The sequence below is a fragment of the Citrobacter sp. Cpa228 genome (assembly GCF_030333085.1).
In the GTDB taxonomy this organism is placed as follows: Bacteria; Pseudomonadota; Gammaproteobacteria; order Enterobacterales; family Enterobacteriaceae; genus Citrobacter; species Citrobacter pasteurii.
In genome coordinates, this window is the sequence record NZ_JAOWGQ010000055.1 from 276,260 (window position 1) to 294,799 (window position 18,540).

15 protein-coding genes are annotated in these 18,540 nt (G+C 52.0%); 10 read left to right on the top strand and 5 right to left on the bottom strand.

Going from position 1 to position 18,540, the window contains the following annotated elements:
* Nucleotides 1–34 precede the first annotated feature (34 nt).
* From yfcC to ackA, 3 genes are all read right to left on the bottom strand, one after another.
* Nucleotides 35–1,555: a putative basic amino acid antiporter YfcC gene (yfcC, locus tag OGX91_RS19895; RefSeq protein WP_040230135.1), complete on the bottom strand. Its 1,521-nt coding sequence runs from the start codon at nt 1,553–1,555 to the stop codon at nt 35–37.
* Between the two features lie 201 nt (nt 1,556–1,756).
* Entirely contained in the window at nt 1,757–3,898 is a 2,142-nt protein-coding gene (gene pta, locus OGX91_RS19900; protein ID WP_005129493.1) for a phosphate acetyltransferase, read from the bottom strand.
* 76 nt (nt 3,899–3,974) lie between these two features.
* Nucleotides 3,975–5,177, bottom strand: a complete 1,203-nt coding sequence (ackA, locus tag OGX91_RS19905; RefSeq protein ID WP_005129491.1) for an acetate kinase — start codon at nt 5,175–5,177, stop codon at nt 3,975–3,977.
* Between the two features lie 339 nt (nt 5,178–5,516).
* Between ackA and yfbV the strand changes: the two genes are divergently transcribed.
* The 4 genes from yfbV to OGX91_RS19925 all read left to right on the top strand — a co-directional run bounded on the left by yfbV (nt 5,517) and on the right by OGX91_RS19925 (nt 9,130).
* Nucleotides 5,517–5,972, top strand: a complete 456-nt coding sequence (gene yfbV, locus OGX91_RS19910) for a terminus macrodomain insulation protein YfbV (RefSeq protein ID WP_003028087.1) — start codon at nt 5,517–5,519, stop codon at nt 5,970–5,972.
* Between the two features lie 83 nt (nt 5,973–6,055).
* On the top strand, nt 6,056–6,550 hold the full coding sequence (locus tag OGX91_RS19915) for a YfbU family protein (protein ID WP_003028086.1): 495 nt from the start codon (nt 6,056–6,058) through the stop codon (nt 6,548–6,550).
* Complete coding sequence (locus OGX91_RS19920) at nt 6,543–7,220, top strand: sugar phosphatase (RefSeq protein WP_087051296.1); 678 nt, start codon at nt 6,543–6,545, stop codon at nt 7,218–7,220. Before OGX91_RS19915 ends, OGX91_RS19920 begins: the two co-directional genes overlap by 8 nt.
* Nucleotides 7,221–7,297: 77 nt before the next feature.
* Nucleotides 7,298–9,130 (top strand): SLC13 family permease, encoded by a 1,833-nt coding sequence (locus OGX91_RS19925; protein ID WP_286627227.1) that lies wholly within the window; start codon nt 7,298–7,300, stop codon nt 9,128–9,130.
* Nucleotides 9,131–9,231: 101 nt separating this feature from the next.
* On the opposite strand, the gene yfbR is transcribed toward OGX91_RS19925, so the two are convergent.
* Together yfbR and alaA are read right to left on the bottom strand one after the other, a co-directional pair.
* Complete coding sequence (yfbR, locus tag OGX91_RS19930) at nt 9,232–9,831, bottom strand: 5'-deoxynucleotidase (protein WP_005129485.1); 600 nt, start codon at nt 9,829–9,831, stop codon at nt 9,232–9,234.
* A gap of 84 nt (nt 9,832–9,915) precedes the next feature.
* Complete coding sequence (gene alaA / locus OGX91_RS19935) at nt 9,916–11,133, bottom strand: alanine transaminase AlaA (protein WP_005129483.1); 1,218 nt, start codon at nt 11,131–11,133, stop codon at nt 9,916–9,918.
* A 925-nt stretch (nt 11,134–12,058) separates the two neighbouring features.
* Here alaA and lrhA point away from each other — a divergent pair.
* The 6 genes from lrhA (at nt 12,059) to nuoF (ending at nt 18,471) form a co-directional block, all read left to right on the top strand.
* Nucleotides 12,059–12,997 carry a transcriptional regulator LrhA gene (lrhA, locus tag OGX91_RS19940; RefSeq protein ID WP_005129482.1) on the top strand — a complete coding sequence of 313 codons (939 nt, stop codon included), beginning with the start codon at nt 12,059–12,061 and terminating at the stop codon, nt 12,995–12,997.
* A 627-nt stretch (nt 12,998–13,624) separates the two neighbouring features.
* Nucleotides 13,625–14,068 (top strand): NADH-quinone oxidoreductase subunit NuoA, encoded by a 444-nt coding sequence (gene nuoA / locus OGX91_RS19945; protein ID WP_003028077.1) that lies wholly within the window; start codon nt 13,625–13,627, stop codon nt 14,066–14,068.
* Between the two features lie 15 nt (nt 14,069–14,083).
* Entirely contained in the window at nt 14,084–14,746 is a 663-nt protein-coding gene (gene nuoB, locus OGX91_RS19950; protein ID WP_003028075.1) for an NADH-quinone oxidoreductase subunit NuoB, read from the top strand.
* 85 nt (nt 14,747–14,831) lie between these two features.
* Complete coding sequence (gene nuoC / locus OGX91_RS19955) at nt 14,832–16,634, top strand: NADH-quinone oxidoreductase subunit C/D (RefSeq protein ID WP_082031705.1); 1,803 nt, start codon at nt 14,832–14,834, stop codon at nt 16,632–16,634.
* A gap of 2 nt (nt 16,635–16,636) precedes the next feature.
* Nucleotides 16,637–17,137 (top strand): NADH-quinone oxidoreductase subunit NuoE, encoded by a 501-nt coding sequence (gene nuoE / locus OGX91_RS19960; RefSeq protein WP_003028069.1) that lies wholly within the window; start codon nt 16,637–16,639, stop codon nt 17,135–17,137.
* Entirely contained in the window at nt 17,134–18,471 is a 1,338-nt protein-coding gene (nuoF, locus tag OGX91_RS19965; RefSeq protein ID WP_005129472.1) for an NADH-quinone oxidoreductase subunit NuoF, read from the top strand. The genes nuoE and nuoF overlap by 4 nt, the downstream gene beginning before the upstream one ends.
* Nucleotides 18,472–18,540 lie beyond the last annotated feature (69 nt).

The following is an 18,540-nucleotide window of genomic DNA, read 5'->3' on the forward strand; positions in this document are numbered from 1 at the left end:
CGTCAAGAAACCGTGTAGGCCGGGCAATCTATTCTTAATGGTATCCCATTATCTGCGCGCCAATCACCACCACGCTGGACATAATAAACAGCAGTCCCAACAGCGTGGCGCCTACCTTCAGCCAGTTGCGGAAGTCCACCCGACAAACGCCTAACGTTGCCATCAGTGATGCCGACGTAGGATAGATAATATGGCTGAATCCGTCACCAAACTGGAAAGCCAGAACAGTGACCTGGCGGTTTACGCCAACCAGATCGCCCAACGGTGCCAGCAGCGGCATGGTCAACGCAGCCTGACCGGAGCCGGACGTAACGAAGAAGTTAAACACCGCCTGGAACAGCAGCATAAACCACGCCGCAATGGCGTTATCCAGACCGCTAATGCCGTTGGCGATGCTGTGCAGCAGGGTATTCAGCACGCTGGCATCGCCCGACTCACCATTGCCTACCAGCAGCAATATCCCCTTGGCAAAACCAACCAGCAGGGCAGGGGCAATCATCATGCGCGCCCCCTCAGTAAATGAGGACGCCATGATGTTGACCGTCATGCCGTTGAGCCGAAAGACGACGCCGATAATGCCTATCAGCAAACCCATAGTGAAGAATTGGCTGGCAATCTCAGGAATAAACCATGCGTGAACGATAACGCCCCAAATGACCCACACGATCACGCCCGTCAGCACCATCAGTACCAGCCAGTCGCCGAGCGTGAAGCGGCGCTCAATGACCTCATCTTGCTGTTCGCGGAAGAAACGGTCTGATTCATGCACGCGCGAAAGCAGCGGATTCTTTTTGATGCGTGCCGCGTAGGCCAGCGTGAAGGTCAGGCCAATCATCGTGGCAACGACCCACACCACGATACGCAAACCGGAGCCGGAGAGCACCGGAACGCCCGCAATGCCCTGTGCGACAACCACGCAGAACGGATTCATCCACGAACTGGCAAAACCGATTTGGGTGGCAATGTAGGTCACCAGCACGGTAGTAATGCTGTCGTAACCTAAGCGTACCATCAGCGGTGCGATGATTATCGCAAAGGCGACAGCCTCTTCCCCCATGCCAAATACCGCACCACCCAATGAGAAGAGAATAAACAGCACCGGGATAAATAAGACTTCGTTACCCCGGGTATGGCGGATGAGCGCTAGGATGCCGTTATCAATGGTTCCGGTGCGCATTACGATGCCGAATGCACCGCCAATGACCAGCATAAACATGATGATGCCGACAGCGGTGCCAAATTTGGAGCCGGAGGTTAAGCCTTCGAACGGGAAGTTCATCAGACCAGGACTTTCATCACCGGTGGTAAAGAACTTAACCGGGTGATACTGCTCTTCACCGGCTTCATTGGTCAGAATACGGAAAGAGTGGGGATCAACGACCTTACGAGTCTTGGTTTGCCCATCAACCTGATACTGTACTTCCTGGCTGTCGAACATCCCGACGGGAACAACCCAGGTTGCCAGGCTGGTTAAAATGGCGACGAAAAAAATAATCACCAGCGTGTCGGGCATAGCCCACTTTTTGGCTGGCCGTGTTTCTGTTACTGCTGACATGAAAGACTATCCCTGTTGCAATGCAAAAGAGAGTAAGTATGCAAACAGGAGAATAGTTATTCATTGATGCAGCGCATCCTGGCAAATGTTTCAGATTATGCAAACGGGAAAAACAGATATAAAAAAACCGGAAATATTAGCTATTTCCGGTTTGATAAGCAGGATGTGTTGCCGGATAAAGTATCCGGCACACGCAGCAAATTACTGCTGCTGGGAAGACTGGATCGCGGTCAGAGCGATGGTGTAGACGATATCGTCTACCAGCGCGCCACGAGACAGGTCGTTCACCGGCTTGCGCATACCCTGCAGCATCGGCCCGATGGAGATCAGGTCGGCAGAACGCTGTACCGCTTTGTAGGTGGTGTTACCGGTGTTCAGATCCGGGAAGATGAACACGGTAGCGCGACCGGCAACCGGAGAGTTCGGCGCTTTAGATTTTGCTACGTCAGCCATAACGGCGGCGTCATACTGCAGCGGACCGTCGATCATCAGGTCAGGGCGTTTTTCCTGCGCCAGACGAGTCGCTTCGCGAACTTTCTCTACGTCGCTACCTGCACCAGAAGTACCGGTGGAGTAGGAGAGCATTGCTACGCGCGGTTCGATACCGAAAGCCGTTGCGGAATCAGCGGACTGAATCGCGATCTCTGCCAGCTGCTCTGCGGTTGGATCCGGGTTGATCGCGCAGTCGCCGTAGACGTAAACCTGATCCGGCAGCAGCATGAAGAACACGGAAGATACCAGTGAACTGCCCGGTGCAGTTTTGATCAGCTGCAGCGGCGGACGAATGGTATTCGCGGTGGTGTGAACTGCACCAGAAACCAGGCCGTCAACGTCGTCCTGTTCCAGCATCAGGGTACCGAGAACCACGTTGTCTTCCAGCTGTTCGCGGGCAACGGTTTCGGTCATACCTTTGTTTTTACGCAGTTCGACCAGGCGAGCAACATAGCTTTCGCGAACCACATCCGGGTCAACGATTTCTACGCCAGCGCCCAGTTCAACGCCCTGAGAGGCCGCAACGCGGGTGATCTCATCCGGGTTACCCAACAGTACGCAGGTTGCGATACCACGTTCAGCACAGATAGCCGCAGCTTTAACGGTACGCGGTTCGTCGCCTTCTGGCAGAACAACGCGTTTGCCCGCTTTACGCGCCAGCTCGGTCAACTGATAACGGAACGCTGGTGGAGACAGACGGCGGCTGCGCTCAGACGTTGCGGTCAGAGATTCAATCCAGTCAGCGTTGATGAAGTTAGCAACGTATTCCTGAACTTTTTCGATACGCTCGTGGTCGTCAACCGGAACTTCCAGGTTGAAGCTCTGCAGGCTCAGAGAGGTCTGCCAGGTGTTGGTGTTTACCATGAATACCGGCAGGCCGGTTTCGAATGCACGTTCGCACAGTTTGGTAATGCGCGCGTCCATTTCGTAGCCGCCGGTCAGCAGCAGGGCGCCAATTTCTACGCCGTTCATCGCTGCCAGGCATGCAGCAACCAGCACGTCCGGACGGTCAGCGGAAGTCACCAGCAGGGAACCTGCGCGGAAGTGTTCCAGCATGTGCGGAATGCTGCGTGCGCAGAAAGTCACAGACTTCACGCGGCGGGTATTGATATCGCCTTCGTTTACGATGGTGGCGTTCAGGTGACGCGCCATATCGATTGCACGGGTGGCGATCAGATCGAAGCTCCATGGCACCGCGCCCAGAACCGGCAGCGGGCTGGATTCCTGCAGTTTAGCCGGATCAACTTTGATCACTTTCGCTTTGGAAGAGTCGTCGAAAATTTCAGACAGATCCGGGCGAGTACGGCCCTGCTCATCAACCGGTGCGTTCAGTTTATTAACGATTACGCCAGTGATGTTGGTGTTTTTCGCGCCGCCGAAGCTGCTGCGAGTCAGTTCAATACGCTCGTTCAGCTGTTCCGGTGTATCGGTACCCTGAGACATAACGAAGACGATTTCCGCGTTCAGCGTTTTCGCGATTTCGTAGTTCAGAGACTGCGCGAACTGATGTTTACGGGTTGGGACCAGGCCTTCAACCAGTACAACTTCAGCGTCTTTAGTGTTCGCGTGGTAGTTCGCGATGATCTCTTCCATCAGCACATCTTTCTGATTGCTGGACAGCAGAGATTCAACGTGGCTCATCTTCAGCGGCTCAGCGGCTGGCAGAGAAGAGTTAGCACGCACGATGCTGGTAGTCTGGTCTGGCGCATCGCCACCGGCACGCGGTTGAGCGATCGGCTTGAAGACGCTCAGACGAACGCCTTTGCGTTCCATTGCGCGGATCACGCCAAGGCTGACGCTGGTCAGACCGACGCTGGTTCCGGTAGGGATCAGCATAATAATACGGGACACGGTTTATCCTCTTTCGTTACCGCCCGTTTCAGGCGGGTTACAAAACAGCACCGCCAGCTAGGCTGGCGGTGTGAAATCAGGCGGTCAGACGGCTCGCGTCTTGCGCGATAACCAGTTCTTCGTTGGTTGGGATAACCACCGCAGGACGGGTACCTTCTTTGTTGATGAAACCAGATTTGCCGAAACGTGCGGCCAGGTTACGTTCATGGTCAACTTCAAAGCCCAGAACGCCCAGTTTGCCCAGAGACAGTTCACGAACCATCGCGGCGTTTTCACCGATACCACCGGTGAAGACAACGGCATCCAGACGACCATCCATCAGCGCAGTGTAAGAACCGATGTATTTCGCCAGACGGTGGCAGTAAACGTCCATTGCACGTTTAGCGTCTTCTTTAGTCGCATAGTTATCTTCAACATAACGGCAGTCGCTGGTGACTTCGGTCAGACCCAGCAGGCCAGACTCTTTAGTCAGCATTTTGTTGATCTGGTCAACGCTCATGCCCAGGGTGTCGTGCAGGTGGAAGATGATCGCCGGGTCGATGTCACCGGAACGCGTACCCATCACCAGACCTTCCAGCGGGGTCAGACCCATGGAGGTATCAACACATTTACCGTTACGGATAGCAGATACAGAACCGCCGTTGCCCAGGTGGCAAGTGATGATGTTCAGCTCATCAACCGGTTTGTTCAGCACTTTAGCCGCTTCCTGCGTGACGAAGAAGTGGCTGGTACCGTGTGCGCCGTAACGACGTACACCGTGTTCTTTGTACAGGCTGTACGGCAGAGCATAGAGGTAAGATTCTTCCGGCATAGTCTGATGGAACGCGGTGTCGAATACGGCCACGTTTTTGTCTTTCAGATGCGGGAAGGATTTCAGCGCTTCTGCGATACCGATCAGGTGTGCAGGGTTGTGCAGCGGTGCAAAAGAGGCTGCATCTTTGATACCCTGAATAACGGAATCGTCGATAACCACAGAGCCGGTGTATTTTTCGCCGCCGTGAACAACACGGTGACCAATCGCAGTCAGCTGAGCAGACAGTTCTGGTTTTTGTGCCAGAATAGTATTAACGATAAAATTCAGCGCTTCACTGTGAGCGGCGCCTGCACCTAAAGCCGCTTCTTGTTTACCGCCATCCATTTTCCATTTGATACGTGCTTCTGGGAGATGGAAACATTCGGCTAAACCAGAAAGGTATTCTTCACCGTTTACTGCATCGATGATGGCAAATTTCAGTGAGGAGCTACCGCAGTTCAGAACCAGTACTAACTTACTCGACATGGAAGTACCTATTTATGATACGTGGCTAAAAAAACGTCAGGAAGTCATAGAGCGTAGCGCATGATGACACCGACGTTTATGATTAACATCATGCGCCAGGGTCTTTTTGGGCACGATGGAATAAATACCTTTGAGTCTATGTCATTTTGCGTATTTTTCAGCCAATGGCATACTATGTGTCAATTTGACGACTCAATGATTTTGGACTAAAGGCCTTACAGGCCGGCACAGGATACCTGAATGTGGGTATCAAAGACAAAATGTTTTGAACGATGTCCTTTGTAGTTGTTGTTTTGCACAAATTTTTTAATTTTTATATGTGAAGTTGAGGTAACCGCCATGTCGACACCGGATAATCGTTCCGTCAATTTTTTTAGCTTGTTTCGCCGGGGGCAGCACTACGCTAAGACGTGGCCAATGGAAAAGCGCCTCGCGCCCGTGTTTGTAGAGAACCGCGTGATCCGTATGACGCGTTACGCCATCCGTTTTATGCCGCCCATCGCCGTCTTCACCTTATGCTGGCAAATTGCGCTAGGGGGGCAGTTGGGACCGGCCGTGGCGACTGCGCTGTTTGCGCTCAGCCTGCCGATGCAGGGTATGTGGTGGCTGGGTAAACGTTCCGTGACGCCGCTGCCGCCTTCAATACTCAACTGGTTCTACGAAGTTCGGGGTAAATTGCAGGAAGCCGGACAGGCGCTCTCTCCGGTTGAAGGAAAGCCGGATTACCAGGCGCTGGCTGACACGCTTAAGCGTGCCTTCAAACAACTGGATAAAACTTTCCTCGATGATTTGTAATTGACCCCTGATTACGCATATAAAAGAAGGCACAAGATGCCTTCTTTTTTTTCATCGCAGTAGTAGTGATACAGGAGTCCCAAATGGAAATGACCAACGCTCAACGTCTGATTTTGTCTAATCAGTACAAAATGATGACTATGCTCGATCCCACTAACGCCGAGCGTTATCGTCGTTTGCAGACGATTATTGAACGCGGTTACGGCTTGCAGATGCGCGAGCTGGATCGTGAGTTTGGTGAGCTGACGGAAGAAACCTGTCGTACGATTATCGATATTATGGAGATGTATCACGCATTACATGTGTCCTGGACTAATCTTAAGGATGCGCAGGCTATTGATGAGCGCCGCGTGACGTTCCTCGGTTTTGACGCCGCAACGGAAGCCCGTTTCCTCGGGTATGTTCGCTTTATGGTCAATGTGGAAGGTCGCTATACCCACTTTGATGCGGGTACGCATGGCTTCAACGCCCAGACTCCGATGTGGGAAAAATATCAGCGTATGTTGAACGTCTGGCACTCTTGCCCGCGCCAGTATCATCTGAGCGCGAATGAAATTAACCAAATCATTAATGCCTGAGGGGGCGAGCGTGCAGTGCAAAGGTTTTCTGTTTGATCTGGATGGAACGCTGGTCGATTCCTTACCCGCAGTAGAACGCGCGTGGTGCAACTGGGCCGATCGTTTTGGCCTCGATCACGCCGAGGTGCTCGGTTTTATTCATGGCAAGCAGGCCATTACCTCTCTGAGACACTTTATGGTGGGTAAGTCTGAGGCCGAGATCGCCGCGGAGTTCACCCGCCTGGAGCAGATCGAAGCGACGGAAACCGCAGGGATCACCGCGCTGCCGGGGGCGGTTGATTTACTCAATCACCTCAATAAAGCGGGCATTCCATGGGCGATTGTGACCTCCGGATCGATGCCGGTCGCACGGGCGCGCCATCGTGTCGCGGGGCTTCCCGCTCCAGAAGTGTTTGTCACCGCTGAGCGGGTAAAAAGAGGGAAACCAGAACCAGACGCTTATCTGCTAGGCGCTCAGCTTCTGGGGCTTGCGCCGCAGGAGTGTGCGGTAGTGGAAGATGCGCCCGCCGGGGTGCTTTCAGGACTGGCGGCTGGGTGTCATGTGATCGCGGTCAATGCGCCTGCGGACACGCCGCGTCTGGACGAGGTCGATTTTTCGCTGACCAGTCTGGAACATATTTCTGTGACCAAACAACCCAACGGAAATGTGGTCGTAGTAAGAAATACCTGATCATGATTTAGCCCCAGATTGTTGGGGCTTTTTTATGGCAGAATCGACTCATCCCTCTCATTTAACAAGGATATGTTGTGAACGGTGAATTGATATGGGTTCTCTCATTGCTGGCGATTGCCGTCGTCTTGTTTGCAACTGGCAGAGTGCGTATGGACGCGGTCGCTTTGCTGGTCATTATTGCCTTTGTTCTGAGTGGAACATTGAGCATCACAGAAGCCTTTTCCGGATTCAGCGATCCTAACGTTATTTTGATAGCGGCTTTGTTCATTATCGGCGACGGCCTGGTGCGTACCGGGGTGGCGACGGTAATGGGCGCCTGGCTGGTGAAGGTGGCTGGCAGTAGTGAAGTCAAAATGCTGGTGTTGCTGATGATTACCGTTGCCGGGCTCGGAGCATTTATGAGTTCCACCGGCGTGGTCGCCATTTTTATTCCGGTGGTCTTAAGCGTTTCCATGCGCATGGAAATTTCGCCTTCGCGCCTGATGATGCCGCTTAGCTTCGCGGGGCTTATCAGCGGTATGATGACGCTGGTGGCGACACCACCGAACCTGGTCGTCAACAGTGAGTTACTGCGCGAGGGACTTAACGGCTTCAGTTTTTTCAGCGTGACTCCGTTGGGGCTGGTTGTTCTGGTGCTCGGCATCATTTACATGCTGCTGATGCGTTTTATGCTCAAGGGTGAGGACTCGGGGCAACAGGGGGATGGCTGGAAACGCCGGACCTTTCGCGATCTTATCAAAGAGTATCGTCTGACGGGGCGTGCCCGCCGCCTGGCTATTCGTCCCGGCTCGCCGATGATTGGCCAGCGTCTTGACGACCTGAAGCTACGCGAGCGCTACGGGGCGAACGTGATTGGTGTTGAGCGCTGGCGTCGCTTTCGTCGTGTGATAGTTGACGTAAACGGGGTTTCTGAGTTTCGCGCCCGTGATGTATTGCTGATTGATATGTCCGCGGCTGATGTCGATCTGCGCGAATTCTGCAGTGAACAATTGCTGGAGCCGATGGTGTTGCGCGGCGAGTATTTTTCCGAACAGGCGCTTGATGTGGGGATGGCTGAGATTTCGTTGATCCCGGAATCAGAATTAATCGGTAAAACGGTACGGGAAATCGCGTTTCGTACGCGTTACGGCCTGAACGTCGTCGGAGTGAAGCGTGATGGTTCGGCGATGGACGGAGCGGTGGTGGATGAACCGTTGCTGATGGGCGATATCATTCTGGTCGTGGGTAACTGGAAACTTATCACATCGCTGGGTAAAAAAGGCCGCGACTTTGTGGTGTTGAATATGCCGGTCGAAGTCAGTGAAGCGTCTCCGGCACACAGCCAGGCACCGCACGCGATTTTCTGCCTGGTGCTGATGGTCGCCCTGATGCTCACCGATGAAATACCCAATACGGTGGCCGCAATTATCGCCTGCCTGCTGATGGGGAAATTCCGGTGTATTGATGCAGAGAGCGCCTATAAGGCGATCCACTGGCCAAGCATTATCTTGATCGTCGGGATGATGCCTTTCGCACTGGCTTTACAAAAGACCGGCGGTGTCGATCTGGTGGTAAAAGGACTCATGGACGTCGGTGGGGGATATGGCCCGTACATGATGCTGGGTTGTCTGTTTGTCCTGTGTGCGACCATTGGCTTATTTATCTCGAATACTGCAACAGCGGTGCTGATGGCGCCGATTGCGTTAGCGGCTGCGAAGTCGATGGGGGTTTCGCCCTATCCTTTTGCAATGGTCATTGCGATGGCCGCATCTGCAGCCTTTATGACGCCAGTCTCATCACCCGTCAACACGCTGGTATTGGGGCCGGGTAACTATAGCTTTAGCGACTTCGTGAAAATTGGTGTGCCATTTACGGTGATCGTGATGGCGGTGTGTGTGGTGATGATCCCTATGTTGTTCCCGTTTTGACCGCCGCAGTAAACGCCTGATGGCGCTGCGCTTATCAGGCCTACGGATATCACGCTACCTGTAGGCCGGATAAGGCGTTAGCCGCCATCCGGCAAAATCGTTTAAAGCGGTGAATCCTGACTAATTTCATCCAGTGAAAGATGGAAGCTTGGGACAAAGATCGCTAAAAAATAGTCCATCTCTTCACTACGCCGTGACTCCAGCGTTTTTTCCAGCCGTGTTTTTGCAAGCAGAAACTCGTTGTTACCGGCTGAAAGCTCTTCCAGACATTTCAGATAGGCGCACAGGGCATCGGCCTGCTTCACAATCGCTCTCTCTTCATCGCTGCTGGCGTGTTCATCAATTAACGGCGCAAAAATATCGCGCAGCTCATCGGGAACCATATCGACCAGCTTTTGCTGGGCAATTTTCTCTATCGCTTTATATTCCTGAGCAATCTGCGAGTTGAAATATTTCACCGGGGTAGGGAGATCGCCGGTCAGCACTTCGGAGGCATCGTGATACATCGCCAGCAGGGCAATACGTTCAGCATTAACCTGACCGCCAAATTTACGGTTTTTGATCGCGGCCAGCGCATGAGCAACCATGGCGACCTGCAGACTGTGTTCAGACACGTTTTCGGTGCGCACGTTGCGCATCAGCGGCCAGCGGTTAATGAGTTTCAGACGAGATAGGTGGGCAAAAAAATGACTCTGCTTCATAACGACCCTTACTCAGTGACTTCAGTAAAGGTATTTTGCGCAGAGAGTGCTACCGGATGCAAATCTCGGTAGCACTCTACGTTATTACAGCTGGTGATAGCCTGACAGGAAGCGCTCGAATTTACTCAGCGACATTTCGATATCGTCAATACGCGGCAGCGTGACGATACGGAAATGATCCGGCCACGGCCAGTTGAATGCCGTACCCTGAACCAGCAGCACTTTTTCCTGTAGCAGAAAGTCCAGAACCATTTTCTGGTCATCATGAATATTGAAGCGTTTGGCATCAATTTTCGGGAACATATACAGCGCGCCGCGCGGTTTCACACAGGAAACGCCCGGAATATCATTAAGTAATTCCCAGGCCCGGTTGCGTTGTTCATACAAACGTCCGCCTGGCATGATAAATTCGCTGATGCTCTGGTATCCACCCAGCGCGGTTTGAATGGCGTGTTGCGCTGGAACGTTGGCGCACAAACGCATGGAGGCCAGCATTTCAAGACCTTCAATATACCCTTTGGCATGTTTCTTCGGTCCGTTCAGTACCATCCAGCCCTGGCGGAACCCCGCAACACGGTAAGTTTTTGACAGGCCGTTGAAGGTAATAGTCAGCAGATCCGGGGCCATTGCCGCAATTGAGTGATGCTCGGCATCATCATAGAGAATTTTGTCATAAATCTCGTCAGCAAAGATAATGAGGTTGTTCTGGCGAGCAATCTCAACAATCTCCATCAGCAGCTCTTTAGAGTAAACGGCACCGGTAGGATTGTTTGGATTGATGATGACGATCCCACGTGTGCGCGGGGTGATTTTTGCCCGAATATCATCAAGGTCCGGGAACCAGTCTGACGATTCATCACACAGGTAGTGCACGGCATTACCGCCAGAGAGCGATACTGCCGCTGTCCACAGCGGGTAATCGGGTGCAGGAACCAGCATTTCGTCCCCACTGTTCAGCAACGCCTGCATCGCCTGAACGATTAATTCAGAAACGCCGTTACCGATATAAATGTCCTCCACGGTAACATCGCGCATCCCGCGGGCCTGGTAATGCTGCATGATCGCTTTGCGGGCTGAATAAAGACCTTTTGAATCGCAATACCCTTGTGCGGTGGGCAAATTGCGGATCACATCGACCAGAATTTCATCTGGTGCTTCAAACCCGAATGGCGCAGGGTTGCCGATGTTGAGTTTGAGAACTTTATTGCCTTCTTCTTCCAGGCGCTTTGCTTCCTTCAGAACCGGGCCACGAATGTCATAACAGACATTTTCTAATTTGCTGGATTTTTCAATGGGGGACATGAATCTTGACCTTTTTAGCTGTGAATGCCACTCCCTGCCGTGGAAGTCAGCACAGAACAATGTACTCCCCCGACGGTGAGTTTTGAAGGGTCTTTAGTAGAAGATTTTGAAAGTTGCGAGGTTATAATTAACTGGTAATAACTAAATAATGAAATTAATATAGAATTATAATCTTGTTATTTTGTTTTTTGTGGTTATATGTTTTGTAATGGCGACTTGGATATGGTGATTTGTTTGGCTAAAAATAGTGAGATGTGCAAAGCGGTGCGCGGTCGGCAGTATCTGCTGTATTGCGCAATTCGAAAATACTGAGGTTTGAGCCTGACTAACTGTTATCGGCCTGATCTGACAACGACGCGGTGTGAATCTATTGTTAAGTATAATTAATGAATGGTGGCATTCTTAATTAATTATTATTTAATATTTAAACAGTATTTATTGAACGCGTTAATAATACGAAAACAGCCAGTCTGAGTTAACACCTTTTTGCTTCGATTAATTCGCGATAACACTTATAAATATAGTGGTTTTAGGTTAAGATAAGTCCCATGAAATGGTGCGAAACTTGTGTTTTGCGATAATTCTAATGTTAGTTAAGATTTTCTAACATACTGAAAAGTTAGTTTTTAATGTGTAAATTAGTGTTTGTTAACTATTTTTTAAATTTACAAAATTTACATGTTTTCCATTAGTCAGAATCATCCAATAGCTAAAAAATGACTCTTTCTCGTTGCTATATTCCGATGAGTGCTATGGGTATTAAATAGCGCTGAAGAGAAATTGTTTCGTTTGTTAAAGCAAATACATCCTTATTTTCACCCGGTTACACCTGGTGAAACTGCGAGGGAGGTCCATTACAAATGGAGTTGTTTGTTTCTGAATGCACAGCATTAACCCGGTATGACCCGCGAGTAAGTGAAAAATTATGATAAATGCAAATCGTCCGATAATTAACCTCGATCTCGATCTGCTGAGAACCTTCGTTGCTGTTGCCGATCTGAATACCTTCGCGGCTGCGGCAGCTGCGGTATGTCGCACTCAGTCTGCGGTGAGTCAGCAAATGCAACGCCTCGAACAACTGGTGGGGAAAGAGTTGTTCGCGCGCCATGGACGTAACAAACTACTGACCGAGCATGGGATTCAGTTGCTGGGTTACGCCAGAAAAATATTGCGTTTTAATGATGAGGCATGCTCATCATTGATGTTTAACAATCTTCAGGGAGTGTTAACTATTGGCGCTTCTGATGAGTCAGCGGATACCATCCTTCCTTTTCTGCTGAACCGGATAAGTTCGGTTTATCCGAAGCTTGCGCTGGATGTCAGAGTGAAACGCAACGCCTACATGGTGGATATGCTGAAGTCACAAGACGTTGATCTGGTGGTGACAACCAACCGGCCAGGCGATTTTGAGTGTCTGAATCTGCGTACCTCACCTACGCACTGGTATTGTGCGGCCGAATATATTTTACAAAAAGGTGAGCCGGTGCCGCTGGTGCTGCTGGACGATCCGAGTCCGTTCCGCGATATGGTACTGGCAACGCTGAACGCTGCACAGATCCCGTGGCGTCTGGCCTATGTTGCTTCAACATTAGCGGCTGTGCGTGCGGCAGTGAAGGCGGGGTTGGGCGTGACTGCCCGTCCTGTAGAAATGATGAGCCCTGATTTACGCGTACTGGGCGCGGCGGACGGATTGCCACCATTGCCGGAAACAGAGTACTTGCTGTGCTGCGACCCTGCCTCACAAAATGAGTTGGCTCAGGTGATCTTTAAGTCGATGCAGACCTATCAAAATCCCTGGCAATACAACCAGTTTACCCCTGAAGGGGGAGACGATTCGCTGATTGTTGAGGGCGACTTCGAGTGATGTACCATAAATAATCGTTATAAAATGTAAGTGCAAAAATGAGTCGCTGGTGATGAAAAAACATCCATCGGCTCTTTTTTTATGCAAATAATGACCGGAGATGTCATTTTGTATACCAAAACTTAACAAAATCAGTAGGTAAAAAAACCACCTACAAATAGTGCAAAAAATAATCACTCGAGGCGCTCTGCATTTTCATGTTAAAAAACTAGAGAAATTGTTGCTGTTTTTTATGGTGAATTAACAAAAGCGTGTCACAGATCAAGAAAATACTCCCATTTAGGGGGAGGCATCTGTGCGAATTCCTGTCAAAATAGACGTGTATTATCTTTTTTACTTCACAACGGACACGATTCAACAACATTAAAAATGACTGATGATGCGATCGAAATTGGTCTAAAGAGCACTTTATGTTAATGAAGTTGGAACAGTGTAAAATAATGTGAGGAAACTTTTGTTAAAGTTGACAAAAGGTTATAGAAAGGAGTAAAAAACCCCATCAATTAGCTGTCTAAAATGATTTTTCACAGTGATTGTAAGGTTTTTTTTATTCCTCCCCATGAATCGATGTGGCGTTCATCTGCCGAAAAGAGCAGAGAATTTGGCGCTACTTTTGATGAGTAAGCAATGAGTATGTCAACATCCACTGAAATCATCGCTCATCACTGGGCATTCGCTATCTTTCTTATTGTTGCCATTGGCCTGTGCTGCCTGATGCTCGTCGGCGGCTGGTTTTTAGGTGGTCGCGCGCGCGCGAGATCTAAAAACGTGCCGTTTGAATCAGGTATCGACTCGGTCGGCACCGCCCGCTTGCGCCTGTCTGCCAAGTTTTATCTGGTAGCCATGTTCTTCGTTATCTTCGACGTTGAAGCGCTGTATCTGTTCGCATGGTCAACTTCTATCCGTGAAAGCGGCTGGATTGGCTTTGTGGAAGCTGCAATTTTTATTTTTGTGTTACTGGCAGGTCTGGTTTATCTGGTGCGTATTGGCGCGCTGGACTGGACGCCCGCGCGTTCACGCCGCGAGCGTATGAACCCGGAAACGAACAGTATCGCTAATCGTCAACGCTAACCGCGAGGCATTAAGATGGATTATACGCTCACCCGCATAGATCCTAACGGTGAGAACGACCGTTACCCCCTGCAAAAACAGGAGATCGTAACCGACCCCCTGGAGCAAGAAGTTAACAAAAACGTGTTCATGGGCAAGCTGCATGACATGGTTAACTGGGGCCGTAAAAACTCAATTTGGCCATATAACTTTGGCCTCTCCTGCTGCTACGTAGAGATGGTGACCTCGTTTACCGCCGTGCACGATGTAGCCCGTTTTGGTGCGGAAGTTCTGCGTGCATCGCCGCGTCAGGCTGACCTGATGGTCGTAGCCGGAACCTGCTTTACCAAAATGGCGCCGGTTATTCAGCGTCTCTATGATCAGATGCTGGAACCGAAATGGGTTATTTCCATGGGCGCCTGTGCCAACTCCGGCGGTATGTACGATATCTACTCGGTAGTGCAGGGCGTTGACAAATTCATTCCGGTCGATGTGTACATCCCGGGATGCCCGCCGCGTCCGGAAGCGTATATGCAGGCTCTGATGCTGCTGCAAGATTCCATTGGCAAAGAACGCCGTCCGCTCTCCTGGGTGGTTGGCGATCAGGGCGTTTATCGCGCCAATATGCAGTCAGAACGCGAGCGTAAACGCGGCGAACGTATTGCTGTAACGAATCTTCGTACACCAGACGAGATTTAATTTGCGCCTGTCGGCAGCAGCACTTCCTTCGCTTACCACTACATAAATAGCGCGAAGCACTGCCGACCACCACGGACCATTTGCAATGGTGAACAATATGACCGACTTAACCGCGCAAGACGCCGTATGGCAAACACGGGATCACCTTGATGACCCGGTCATTGGCGAACTGCGCAACCGTTTTGGGCCGGATGCCTTTACCGTTCAGGCGACTCGCACCGGGGTACCCGTTGTTTGGGTCAAGCGTGAACAATTACTGGAAGTTGGCGATTTCTTAAAGAGACTGCCGAAACCTTACGTCATGCTGTTTGACTTACACGGCATGGACGAACGTCTGCGTACGCACCGCGAAGGGTTACCCGCCGCGGATTTTTCCGTTTTCTATCACCTGATCTCTATTGAACGCAATCGCGATATCATGCTCAAGGTGGCTTTGTCTGAAAACGATCTGCGCGTACCGACTTTCACCAAACTGTTCCCGAACGCCAACTGGTATGAGCGTGAAACCTGGGAAATGTTTGGCATCGACATCGAAGGTCACCCGCACCTGACGCGTCTGCTGATGCCGCATACCTGGGAAGGCCATCCGCTGCGTAAGGACTACCCGGCGCGTGCGACTGAATTCGACCCGTTTGAGCTGACTAAAGCCAAACAGGATCTGGAAATGGAAGCGCTGACCTTCAAACCCGAAGACTGGGGCATGAAGCGTAGCACCGAAAACGAGGACTTCATGTTCCTCAACCTCGGTCCTAACCACCCGTCTTCCCACGGTGCGTTCCGTATTGTGCTGCAGCTTGATGGCGAAGAAATCGTTGACTGCGTACCTGACATCGGCTACCACCACCGTGGCGCTGAAAAGATGGGCGAACGTCAGTCCTGGCACAGCTACATTCCGTACACCGACCGTATCGAGTACCTCGGCGGCTGCGTTAACGAAATGCCTTACGTACTGGCGGTTGAGAAACTGGCAGGCATCACCACGCCGGATCGCGTCAACGTGATTCGCGTCATGCTGTCTGAACTGTTCCGTATCAACAGTCATCTGCTGTACATCTCCACGTTCATTCAGGACGTCGGCGCGATGACCCCGGTATTCTTCGCCTTTACCGACCGTCAGAAAATCTACGACGTCGTGGAAGCGATCACCGGTTTCCGTATGCACCCGGCCTGGTTCCGTATCGGCGGTGTGGCACACGATCTGCCGCGCGGTTGGGACAAACTGCTGCGTGATTTCCTCGACTGGATGCCAAAACGTCTGGATTCTTACGAGAAAGCCGCGCTGCGTAACACCATCCTGAAAGGCCGTTCGCAGGGTGTTGCCGCTTACGGTAAGAAAGAAGCGCTGGACTGGGGTTGTACCGGTGCTGCGCTGCGTGCGACGGGTATTGATTTTGATGTGCGTAAATCACGTCCGTACTCTGGCTACGAAAACTTTGACTTTGAAGTCCCGGTTGGCGGCGGCGTTTCCGACTGCTATACCCGCGTGATGCTGAAAGTTGAAGAGCTGCGCCAGAGTCTGCGCATCCTTGAGCAGTGCCTCAACAACATGCCGGAAGGCCCGTTCAAAGCGGATCATCCGCTGACCACGCCGCCGCCGAAAGAGCGCACGCTGCAACATATCGAAACCCTGATCACCCACTTCCTGCAGGTTTCGTGGGGCCCGGTTATGCCGGCGAACGAGTCCTTCCAGATGGTGGAAGCAACCAAGGGTATCAACAGTTACTACCTGACCAGCGATGGCAGCACCATGAGTTATCGTACCCGTATCCGTACCCCGAGCTATGCGCACCTGCAGCAGATCCCGGTAGCGGTACGTGGCAGCCTGGTGTCCGACCTGATCGTCCATCTGGGTAGTATCGATTTTGTTATGTCAGATGTGGACCGCTAATTATGCACGAGAATCAACAACCACAAACCGAGGCTTTTGAGCTGAGTGCGGCTGAGCGTGAAGCGATTGAGCACGAGAAGCACCACTACGAAGACCCACGTGCGGCGTCCATTGAAGCGCTGAAAATCGTTCAGAAGCAGCGTGGCTGGGTGCCGGATGGGGCGATCTATGCGATCGCTGATGTGCTGGGGATCCCGGCAAGCGACGTCGAGGGTGTTGCGACATTCTACAGCCAGATCTTCCGCCAGCCGGTCGGTCGCCACGTGATCCGCTATTGCGACAGCGTCGTGTGCCATATCAATGGCTACCAGGGGATCCAGGCTGCGCTTGAGAAAAAACTCAACATCAAGCCGGGGCAGACGACCTTTGACGGTCGCTTTACGCTGCTGCCGACCTGTTGCCTGGGGAACTGCGACAAGGGGCCGAACATGATGATCGATGAAGATACTCATGCTCACCTGACCCCGGAAGGCATTCCCGAACTGCTGGAGCGGTATAAATGAAAGACATTATCCGTACTCCCGAAACACATCCGCTGACCTGGCGTCTGCGTGATGACAAACAGCCAGTCTGGCTGGACGAATACCGTAGCAAGAACGGTTATGAAGGTGCGCGTAAGGCCCTGACCGGGCTGTCACCGGATGAAATCGTCAACCAGGTAAAAGACGCTGGCCTGAAAGGGCGCGGCGGCGCGGGCTTTTCCACCGGTCTGAAGTGGAGCCTGATGCCGAAAGACGAATCTATGAACATCCGTTACCTGCTGTGTAACGCTGATGAAATGGAGCCGGGCACCTATAAAGACCGCCTGTTGATGGAACAGCTGCCGCACCTGCTGGTGGAAGGTATGTTGATCTCCGCGTTTGCGCTGAAAGCGTACCGTGGTTACATCTTCCTGCGCGGTGAGTATATCGAAGCGGCTGTGCATCTGCGCCGCGCGATTGCCGAAGCGACCGAAGCCGGTCTGCTTGGTAAAAACATCATGGGCACCGGTTTCGATTTCGAACTGTTCGTACACACCGGGGCAGGGCGTTACATCTGTGGTGAAGAAACTGCGCTGATTAACTCCCTCGAAGGTCGCCGTGCTAACCCGCGTTCCAAGCCGCCGTTCCCGGCAAGCTCTGGCGCATGGGGTAAACCGACCTGCGTTAACAACGTCGAAACCCTGTGTAACGTACCGGCTATCCTCGCAAACGGCGTGGAGTGGTACCAGAACATTTCGAAGAGCAAAGACGCAGGCACCAAACTGATGGGCTTCTCTGGTCGCGTGAAGAATCCGGGACTGTGGGAGCTGCCATTTGGCACTACCGCGCGTGAGATCCTCGAAGATTACGCGGGCGGCATGCGCGATGGCCTGAAGTTCAAAGCCTGGCAGCCTGGCGGCGCGGGGACTGACTTCCTGACTGAAGCACACCTCGACCTGCCGATGGAATTCGAAAGCATCGGTAAAGCGGGTAGCCGTCTGGGTACCGCGCTGGCGATGGCCGTCGACCACGAGATTGGCATGGTTGGGCTGGTGCGTAACCTGGAAGAGTTCTTTGCCCGCGAGTCCTGCGGCTGGTGTACGCCGTGCCGTGACGGTCTGCCGTGGAGTGTGAAAATTCTGCGCGCGCTGGAGCGTGGCGAAGGCCAGCCTGGGGATATCGAGACACTTGAGCAACTGTGTCGTTTCCTCGGCCCGGGTAAAACCTTCTGTGCACACGCACCGGGTGCAGTGGAACCGCTGCAGAGCGCCATTAAATATTTCCGCGAAGAATTCGAAGCTGGCATCAAGCAGACCTTCAGCAATACCCACGCTATTGGTGGTATTCAGCCGAACCTGCTGAAAGAGCGCTGGTAATAGCAGGGTTAGCCCTGTGTCGCGATAAGAAATTCGATTAACGCTTGGTCACTGACCGAGCCAACTGGA